The organism is Sporocytophaga myxococcoides DSM 11118, assembly GCF_000426725.1.
Taxonomy (GTDB): domain Bacteria; phylum Bacteroidota; class Bacteroidia; order Cytophagales; family Cytophagaceae; genus Sporocytophaga; species Sporocytophaga myxococcoides.
Genome location: NZ_KE384561.1, coordinates 216,304 through 226,581 on the forward strand (window position 1 = coordinate 216,304; position 10,278 = coordinate 226,581).

The following is a 10,278-nucleotide window of genomic DNA, read 5'->3' on the forward strand; positions in this document are numbered from 1 at the left end:
AAGGTTTCGCTATTAAACTATTCTCTTCTCAAAAAATAATACTAACTAAACAAAAAAATATTCCAAGATCTTAAATATTAATATATACCAAATAAAAGATTCTACCTAACCATCAACACATGGTTTAACTTTGAATTTTACTTTTCACACTACCAACTTTTAAAATATAAAATTTTAATTTACAGTCTTTTAATTCGTAACACTCTTGAACCTATCCTTTATCATTACAATTGCAGATTTATAAATATCAATTAATTAAATTTGACTTTTCACAGAAACCTCACACATGTAATGTAATTCTCGTATAAGCCTGTTATTGAAAAGATAAAACAAAAGTAATATCTTTAAGTCAATGTAATTAATTGAATAAAAAATATAAAAATATAAACCCTTTATAGAGGAAGTGTTTATAATTAGCTCCAATTGTTTGATCCTCCTATTTCTATAGCACTTTTAAAATATGAAATTTCAAGCTTCATTAATATTATTAATATGCACTCTGCTAAGCATATTTGATTCCTTATCTGCTCAGGATTGCGGATGTGATTTCACTTTACAAGCCAACGGTAAAGTACTAAGCAAAGGAGGTGTAGAAATTACACTAACCAACGCCTGGACAATTAATGCAATTGATATAAAAATAAAACCTGGAAATGTATTCTGCTTTAAGAATATCCAATATTCCAAGGGGATTATCATATCAAATTTTGCAGGCACTGAAAGTCAGCCCATCATCATCAAAAACTGTGGAGGACAAACAGTAATAGATACAAGGGAATACGGTGTTATTTTTCGTAACTCAAAGCACTTTAAATTCCTTGGCAACGGCGATCCATCTGTTAAATATGGCTTTAAAGTTACAGCAAGAAACAAAAACAATTTTTTTCTGGATGCAAAAGACTTCACCACGAATTTTGAAATTGCTTATATTGAAGTAGCCGGTGCAAGTATGAACCCTACATCCGATACTGCAGGATTTGCGGGCATTGGAGCAAAAACAAATCCATTATGTGATGGATCTGCAGAAAGAGGTGTATGGACTATGTACAACCCCATCATCCATGATAATTATATACACAATACTGGAGGCGAAGGTATCTATATGGGATATGGATGGTACAAGGAAAAATCTATGACCTGTCCTTGTGAAAACGATCCCTCCACTTCATGCACCATTTTAGTACATTCCCATTCAATCGTTGGCGCAAGAGTTTATAACAATATCACTGAGAATACTGGATTTGACGGTATTCAGATCAAAAATACGGATCAGGACTGTGAGGTTTATAATAATATTATAAGAAATTATGGTCTGCGAAATGAAGAATCGCAGAATGAAGGGCTTCTACTTGGAGAAGGAACCACCGGAAAAGCCTATAACAACTGGATAGAAAATGGTACCGGCAATGGTATCCAAAACCACGCTATGGGTAATCAGGATATCTTTAACAATGTAGTGATCAACCCTCAGGAGTATGGCTTTGTGTGCTGGGATGGCCCTGCTGTGGTAAGGGTTGGTTATTATAATTTCTTTAACAACACAATAATTAATGCCGGATTAGACGGTTTTAATTTTTTCGGACCAGGAGGCGGACCAAAAAGGGTGTACAATAACATCATTGCAAAGGTTGGTGCTGGTAGAAATCTGCTAAAGAGGGCTGGTGAGGTCGTCTTATTCGAAGAATCCAATAATTATCTCACTAACAATATTGAAGATGTAAAATTTATAAGTGCTACAGCTCCGTATAACATCCATCTGCAATCTATCTCCCCTGCAATTGACAAAGGGAAAGACTTGACTTCATTTGGCATTACTAAAGATTTTGATCTTGCTCCCAGACCTTCAGGTGTTGCATTTGACATAGGCGCTTTTGAATTCGGGAACATCCCTCCTATCGTGAAAATCACGCAGCCATTGAATAACGCTGTTTTTGCACCTGGTTCTATAATATCAATAAAAGCAGATGCAAGTGATCCGGACGGTTTAGTATCCAAAGTAGAATTCTATAATGGCACAACGAAACTAGGTGAAGACCTAACTTCCCCTTATAGTATTGACTGGTCGGCCTCAATGGAAGGTACATATACAATCAAAGTAATAGCAACAGACAATGGAGGCAGTACTGCTTCTTCTACAATTACAATTGTAGTTAAAAATGCATTGCCTGCGATAACTATAACCAAACCATTAAATAATAGTAGCACAGCCGCTGGTAAAGCAATTAATATCGAAGCAAATGCAACAGATAGCGATGGATCAGTCACTAAAGTTGAATTTTACTATACAATAAATAATAAAGACACAATACTGATAGGATCGTCAATTGCAAGTCCATATCAGGTATCCTGGACTCCCCTAACTACCGGGACTTATAAAATCATTGTTAAAGCTACAGACAATAATGGAGGTATTTCCAAAGCTGCTATCACAGTCACTGTTACAAATACTTTACCAACCATTAGCATCGTTGCTCCTACTAATAATAGTTCTTTTCCTTTTGCTTCAGATGTGGAATTTAAGGTTAATGCCATGGATGCAGATGGCACTATTACTAAAGTCGAATACTTTAATGGCCTTACAAAAATAGGAGAATCAACAACTGCGTCATTTTCTTTTATCTGGAAAAATATTCCTTTAGGAACTTACACCATTACTGCAAAAGCTACTGATAATATAGGTGCTACAGCGACATCACTTCCAATTCAATTTTCAATTACCAATACTCCTCCTGTTGTAAATATAATTGCACCTCTAAACAATGCAAAGTTTTCTCCAGGACCAAATATAACCTTGGAAGCCACTGCTACCGATGAAGATGGAATTGTTACTAAAGTTGAGTTTTTCTATAACAACACCAACCTGCTTGGCTCTGACAATACAGTTCCATATAGTATTAATTGGAATAATGTTCCTGAAGGGAGCTATACTATAACAGCAAGGGCTACAGACAATGCAGGAGCTATTTCAACGAAGACTATTAATATTACAGTAGTAAACAACCTTCCGACTGTAAAGATCACTTCACCAGCCAACTTATCTGTATATGAAACGGATGCGGATATTGAAATCACTGCAGAGGCTTTAGACATTGACGGCTCGATCAGTAAGGTTGTTTTTTATAATGGAACAACTATACTAGGAGAAGATCTAAACGGTCCTTATTCATATATATGGGAAAATGTTCAGAATGGCACTTACAGCATTTCAGCTGTTGCTTATGACAATCTTGGAAAACAAAACGTATCTGCGGCTATTAAGATTATAGTCAATGTTACGACCAATATTCCTCCTGAAGTTACGATTATAAATCCTGTAGATAACCAAACATTAACTCCAGGAGACATTAATTTTGAAGTTAATGCAACTGACGTAGATGGAAATGTTGTTTTAGTAGAATTATTCAATGGTAGTTCAAAGATTGGAGAAAGCACGTCTTTACCATATACTTTCAATTGGACAAATTTAACTGAAGGAGTTTATGTAATTACAGCAAAAGCTACAGATAACGACAATGAAACTAATACATCTGCTCCGATAACCATAACTATTTACAATGCTCCTCCTGTAGTTACAATCATCTCTCCTGCAAATAATCAAGCATTTGATTCAGATGATCAGGTATTAATCAATACGACTATAGCAGATACCGATGGAAATATCAGTAAAGTGGAGTTTTTCCTTAATGATGCTCTTATAGGATCTGCTACCACTGCTCCATATAATCTTGCATTAAATAAACTTCCCTCTGGCACATATAACATAACAGTTAAAGCAACTGATAACTTAAGCAAAGAAGACTCTGAAACTATTCAGATTACAGTAAGTAATAAACTTCCTTCTATTTCTATAACTACACCTGTCAGTGGGACAACATTCAACTTTTCTGAACCAATCGTTTTAAATGTAAATGCTAATGATCCTGATGGTTCAATAAAAAATGTAGAATATTATATTAACGGAGTCCTCACAACAACACGCTCATATCCTGACTTCTCATTTACATGGGCCGATGCTCTAATTGGAGATTATGAGATTGTAGCATTTGCAACAGACAATAATGGAGCCAAAGTTGCATCTGTTCCTATACTAATTTCAGTAGGCAAGAGACCAGTTACTGTATCTCTGATTTCACCTGAGATAAACAGTACTTATGAATTTGGCTCTGCCATTGACTTTTCTGCAAATGTGACTGATCCGGATAATGCTGTTGTAAAAATTGAGTTCTATGCAAATAATATTAAAATCGGTGAAAGCCCTGCTCCCGAATATCAATATACTTGGAGCAATTCGACTTCAGGTAATTTTGAAGTTTATGCAGTGGTTTTAGAAGGTACTGGAAAAAGGGACACTTCTAATAAAGTTGTGATCAATATTAACAATCCGAATAAATTACCTGTAATCACCATCACTTCACCTGGCTCAAACACTACTTACTCCTACTGTTCTGATATACAGCTGGCAGCAGCTTCAACTGATGAAGATGGTATTGTTACTAAAGTTGAATTTTCTGTTAATGATCAGGTGATTGGCACAGATTTATCAGCACCATATACAATAACTGTGAGAAATCTTGATCCAGGATCAAATACTATTACAGCTACGGCCTATGATAATAAGGGAGGAGAAAGCAACTCAAGCATTTCGATATCTGTTATTGAAACTCCAGTAGTGACATTTGATATCCAATCTGGAAAAGATACTTTTAAATCAGGCAGTGGAATTACTATACAAACCACAACCCTGGACTCTGTATACTTTCTGAATACATCAGATCTCAATCCTTTACAAGTAAAGGCTTTCGAATGGTCTTTAAGTGATGGAACAACATCAGAAGAAAAATTCCTGGCTCATAATTTTATTCAGGGTGGACTTTATAAAGCTGTACTAATTCTTACCGATATAAATGGTTGCGAAATATCCCAGGAGGTGCAAGTCCTGGTGAAAGATACCGCTTTGCAGGCACGGGAATCCTATTGGGTGCCAAATGCATTAAGTCCTTATGAAACCAATCCTGAAAATAAAGTCATAAAGGTTTACGGAAAATTGGCACCGGAAGACTTTAGCTTTACCATATATAGCAGATGGGGACAAGTTCTTTACTCCACAACTAATTTGGCCGAGGCCAAAAATATTGGTTGGGATGGAGATAACGCCCCAATGGACACATATACCTATGTCTTGAAAGGAAAAGAAGATAATGGAAACAAAGTTGAAAAGTCTGGTACTATTACATTAATCAGGTAGAATAATGAAATTTAAATTAAGCATAAGCATATTATTTATTGCGACAGTATTATTCACCAGAATCAGTAAAGCTCAGGATGCTCAATTTTCCCAATTTTATCCTGCAGCATTATATCTCAATCCTGCTCTTTCTGCTACATATACTGGATTTTCCGTTTCCATGAATCACAGAGTTCAATGGAAAAATATTGGAACTCCTTATTCTACAAGTCAAGTATCCATCATAAATCCATTTTTCAGACCTGGTAAAACACGAAGTCCATATGGAGCGATTGGTCTGACTGTCAATAATGATAAAACCGGAGACGGAATTCTAAAAACGGTTGGAGCTAGTGTCAATGGATCGTACGACCTTCCACTCGCATCATTGCATCATGTACTTTTCGGAGCACAGATAGGATTTATTCAAAAAAGCGTTAATTATGACCAGCTGCAGTGGGGGAGCCAATATAGTCCGGAAGGAATTGATCCCAACGCCCACTTAGATGTTAACCTTAGAAACCATACAAGTATGAGACCAGATCTGACTGGAGGCATAATGTATTATTTTAATCCGTTAAGAAATTATGGACGAAGAGGTGCCTACTTCAGCTCCTTTGCCGGGATGTCAGTTTATCACTTTAACAGACCTAAATCAGGACTATATGAAGCCTCGGACGAAAGACTGCCTGTCCTTTATAAAATCAATGCAGGTCTGGAAACTAAATTAAAAGACAGGGTTTATATCCTTCCTAATACAATTATTCAATTACAAGAACGCTTCAGACAAATTAATTTAGGATTAAGTCTTCATTATTACCTTCTTGACGAAAAATTTTATTACAAACCTGCTTCGAAACCACTTGTCCCCAACGAGATTAGGTTCGGAATGTGGTATAGAATAAAGGATTCTTTTATATTTACAGTAAGTTTTGGTAATAACTATTATTCGATGGGATTAAGCTATGATCTTAATTCCTCTTCGCTTACCAGAAACTATAGAGGAACAGGGGCGTATGAACTTTCATTAATAGTTACACCATTCAAACCCAAAAAAAGAATTTTCAATATTCCCAAGATATAAACAATGTTAGAGTCCAGATTTACAGAAAGACAACTTTTCTTCATTGAATTTTTCTTTATCATAGCTTTTTCAATATTTCCATTATTTTTCACGCTGCCATTCAGAGATAATTTATATCTAACTTGGGAAGGCTCATATAGGCTTTATTTGGGACAGGTCCCATTTAAAGACTTCGGAATGCCTTTAGGTTTTGGCTTCTTTATATTCCCAACTATCTTTTTTAAAATCTTTGGCCCGTTTCTGTCATCTTTGTTGAAAGCACAATTTTTAATCAATGTCCTTTCACTTCTGTCATTTAGAACTATATTAAAAACACTTGGCGTTAAACCTGCGGTAATTCTCTTTTCCACGCTGGTTTTCTGCTTCTCTTATACATTTATATTTTTCTGGCCATGGTATAACAATACGGCTTTTGTATTCGAATTATTTGCTATCCAATTTATACTTCATTATATCTTTCAGGAAAAAAGTAAATTCAGAATTGGTTACCTGGTTTTCGCATCCATCTTTACATTCCTTTCATTCTTTACCAAGCAGGACTACGGCGGGTTGGCTTTCTTCTTTTGCCTTGCATTAATTATTCTAGATCTTTTCTACGAAAGGAAAATTGTACCAATCTTTATCTATGTTGGTACAACCTTTCTGACAGGATTTATTGTAATAAAACCCTTTCTCAAATACGGATTCGGATATTGGTTCAACTATGGTCAACCTCCTCATCAGTCAAGATTAAAAGCCATAAACTTTCTAAATTCACTACTTGGTGAATCCAATTGGGAGAAATTCTATATTGTTATTTTTATAATAATCATTCTTTATAAACTTAAAGATGTATCTGCTTTTCTGAAGGATAAAAAGGCTGTATTCTTTACCCTTATTATAATTGGTATAATCGCAGAGACATTAATTACTAAAGTTACAAGCAGACTACCGTCAGATACAACTACTTACTTTCATGCATTTGCATTTGCATTTTTTCTCACAAATATTAATCTGAATATAGCATTCGAAAAAGCCACTGTACTACCGATATTCATTCTGTTCGTATTCCTGTGGTGGTCAGCAATGTTTTGGAAATATGCGGGAAGAATGTTAAAAATATCTGAAGGAAATGTTGTTGGAGTAAAAGACGAGAAAAAAGTAGATAGTGGTCCTTGGGTACTTACGGGATTAAAATCCTTTGGAAAGGTTTCTATGCCTGAAAAGACTGTTGAAGGCCTTCATAAAATTCTAAAAATGGATTTCGGAAAAAAAGGACGAGACTTAAAGGTCCTTAACATGTCTGAACTTACTCCATTATCCTATGAGCTAAAATATACACCGGTGACAAATCTTCCCCTATGGTACCATCTAAACATAGGTATGTTTGACAAACAAGTCAATGAAGTGAATCAACGAATTTTAAATAATGAATTTGATCTTATTTTATTTGAGGAAGTACCATCGCTTGACAATTTTTATCCTGAAAAAACAAGAGATATACTTCGTATTAAATATAAATTGATTGACACCTTCCCTTCTCCAAGAAAAGAAGGCGATTCATTTATTGAAGTTTACCAGAAAAATTAATATAGTTCATGAGTTTACCTGAAATAGATCTTTCAATTATACTTCCTTGCTACAATGAGGGAAAAAACATTCCTCACATTATTAAGCTATTCAAGGAAGCCTTAAAAGACAGACATAATATAGAAGTTATATTAGTAAATAATGGTTCTACAGATAATTCATCTGAAGTCTTGATAGAAGAGTTCAATAAAGTCAATGATCCCAGGATCAGATCTGTCAAAGTTGATGTTAATAAGGGATATGGATTGGGGATACTATCAGGATTAAATGCTGCAAAAGGAAATGTGCTAGCATGGACACATGCTGACCTTCAAACCGATCCTATTGATGTAATTATAGCATATGAAAAATTTAAACAAATCAATGATTCCAAAGCATTCGTAAAAGGTAAAAGAAAGAACAGAGCCTGGGGGCCTGCATTTTTTACTTATATGATGCAATTGATAGCCTCAGCAGAACTAGGGGTGAAGCTTGTTGATATAGGAGCACAACCAAAAGTATTCAGCAAAGACTTCTATACAACCTATCTAAAGGATAAAGCTCCTTATGACTTCTCTCTTGATCTTTATGCTCAGTATTTTGCCACCAGGTATGGAACCATATATGAAATTCCTGTTGTATTTAAGACAAGAAAATTCGGAGAAGCCAAAGGTGGTGGTAGTTTAAAAACGAGAATCAAAGTCTCCATCAGGACTTTTAAGTATATCAGAGAACTAAAGAGAAAACTGAATATTAATTAATATAAATTATAGAAAGCCTGAATCCAATTCAGGCTTTTTTTGTACCCTTCTCTCTCCCACTCCCAATTCTTCATAGAAACACTAAATAATGATCAGTAAAAGCTATTGGATTATCTTAAATTACAATAAAACAAAAAGCCCGGAAGTTTATACTTCCGGGCTTTGCACTATTCAGATTTAAAACTGAATCTATTTTTTGATAACCTTCAATACTTTATTTTTTCCATCTTCAGTTGTTACATTCACGAGATACATTCCTGGAGTCAAGTTAGAAAGATCTAATCGAACTGATCCCATTAAATATGTTTCTGCCGGAACTTCAAAAGCAACTTTCCCCATCTCATCGATCAATGAAATCTTAACAGGCTCATCAATCTCCTCATTAAACTCCACATTTAGAATATCAGATGCAGGGTTCGGAGAAAGACTTACATTAAGACTATTGCTTATTTCAGATGATGATGCATATTGAGCAAATCTAACTGGAGGATTTTCACTTGTCGATGAAATCTCAATTCCGTTAATCAATGGGTTACTGCTAACTCTGATCAAATCTAAATCAAGAACACCATCACTTACATGAACAACAAATGTTTTCTGGAAAGGGAAATCTCCTCCGGCTTCTCCATAATAATCCATGTTTGAAGCAACTACCACATTTTCCAAAGCAATGGATGCTTTTCTGCTGTTCAGGCTGGCAGCATTGGCCTTAAAGTATAACTTCACTTTATAGTTTCCATTTGCAACCGGGAAATTAAACTGAAGAGGCAATGTAGTGCTGTATCTGTAAGTTCCAAATAAAGCTAAAGGTGCATCTGTAGTATTGATTCCGGAATAAGTTACAGTTGCAACCAAATTGGTATTATTAGCAGCCAAATCTAAATATGCACATGGAGTTGTATTTCTATCTGCAACCCAACTTAATACAGGATCTGAAATAACTCCTCCTCCTGCATTTACTCTGTAAAGAACCTGATCCGCAACTACTGGAGCTGTTACTGTAACTGAAACTGGCTGAGTTGCTGAACCGCCTTTAGAATCTGTCGCTGTAACAGTGAAAGTATATGTTCCTGCATTAATAGCTGCTGGCGTTAAAGTTATACTTCCACTTCCATTTAAATTATCTGTAAATGTTGCAAATGAAGGCAACCCAGCTACCGATAATGTGATTGCATCTCCATCCTGGTCAGTTGATGATATGTTAACTATAAGTGTATTTGGAGCAACTACTGTCTTATCACCTATTGGAGTTATAACGGGATTGTGATTAACAGGGACGACAGGAGCATTTACCAGGATTGTAACTACTTCTGTAACAACGCCGCCTTTCCCATCATTTGCCGTAATTGTCACATTGTATAAACCTTCAGTATTTGAAACCGGATTCACAACTATGCTTCCTGTTCCATTTCCATTATCTGTAAATACAGCGAATGACGGCAGATTACTAGCAGATAAGATAAGTGCATCTCCATCTGAATCTGTTGCAGAAATTCCTACTGTAAGACTGTTAGGAATAGTAACTGTCTGAGGTGCAACCGATACAATCGCTGGATTATGATTAACTGGTGCATTTACTAGTATTGAAATAAGCTGAGTAGCTGTACCACCTTTGCTATCCGTTGCAGTTAACGTTACCTCATAAGAACCAACATTACCTG

The 10,278-nt window shown here is 35.5% G+C and carries 5 protein-coding genes; 4 read left to right on the forward strand and 1 reads right to left on the reverse strand.

The window, feature by feature from the left end; translation table 11 throughout:
• Positions 1 to 460: 460 nt before the first annotated feature.
• The 4 genes from K350_RS0125010 to K350_RS0125025 are packed head-to-tail and all read left to right on the forward strand — an operon-like array spanning position 461 to position 8,617.
• Positions 461 to 5,245, forward strand: coding sequence for an Ig-like domain-containing protein (locus K350_RS0125010; RefSeq protein WP_028982251.1), 4,785 nt, complete (start codon positions 461 to 463; stop codon positions 5,243 to 5,245).
• A 4-nt stretch (positions 5,246 to 5,249) separates the two neighbouring features.
• Positions 5,250 to 6,308 carry a PorP/SprF family type IX secretion system membrane protein gene (locus K350_RS0125015; RefSeq protein WP_028982252.1) on the forward strand — a complete coding sequence of 353 codons (1,059 nt, stop codon included), beginning with the start codon at positions 5,250 to 5,252 and terminating at the stop codon, positions 6,306 to 6,308.
• Positions 6,309 to 6,311: 3 nt separating this feature from the next.
• Positions 6,312 to 7,877 (forward strand): hypothetical protein, encoded by a 1,566-nt coding sequence (locus tag K350_RS0125020; RefSeq protein WP_028982253.1) that lies wholly within the window; start codon positions 6,312 to 6,314, stop codon positions 7,875 to 7,877.
• An 8-nt stretch (positions 7,878 to 7,885) separates the two neighbouring features.
• Positions 7,886 to 8,617 (forward strand): glycosyltransferase family 2 protein, encoded by a 732-nt coding sequence (locus K350_RS0125025; RefSeq protein ID WP_037577260.1) that lies wholly within the window; start codon positions 7,886 to 7,888, stop codon positions 8,615 to 8,617.
• Between the two features lie 189 nt (positions 8,618 to 8,806).
• Here K350_RS0125025 and K350_RS30345 read toward each other — a convergent pair.
• On the reverse strand, positions 8,807 to 10,278 hold a 1,472-nt coding region (locus K350_RS30345), incomplete at its 5' end, for an Ig-like domain-containing protein (RefSeq protein WP_037577263.1).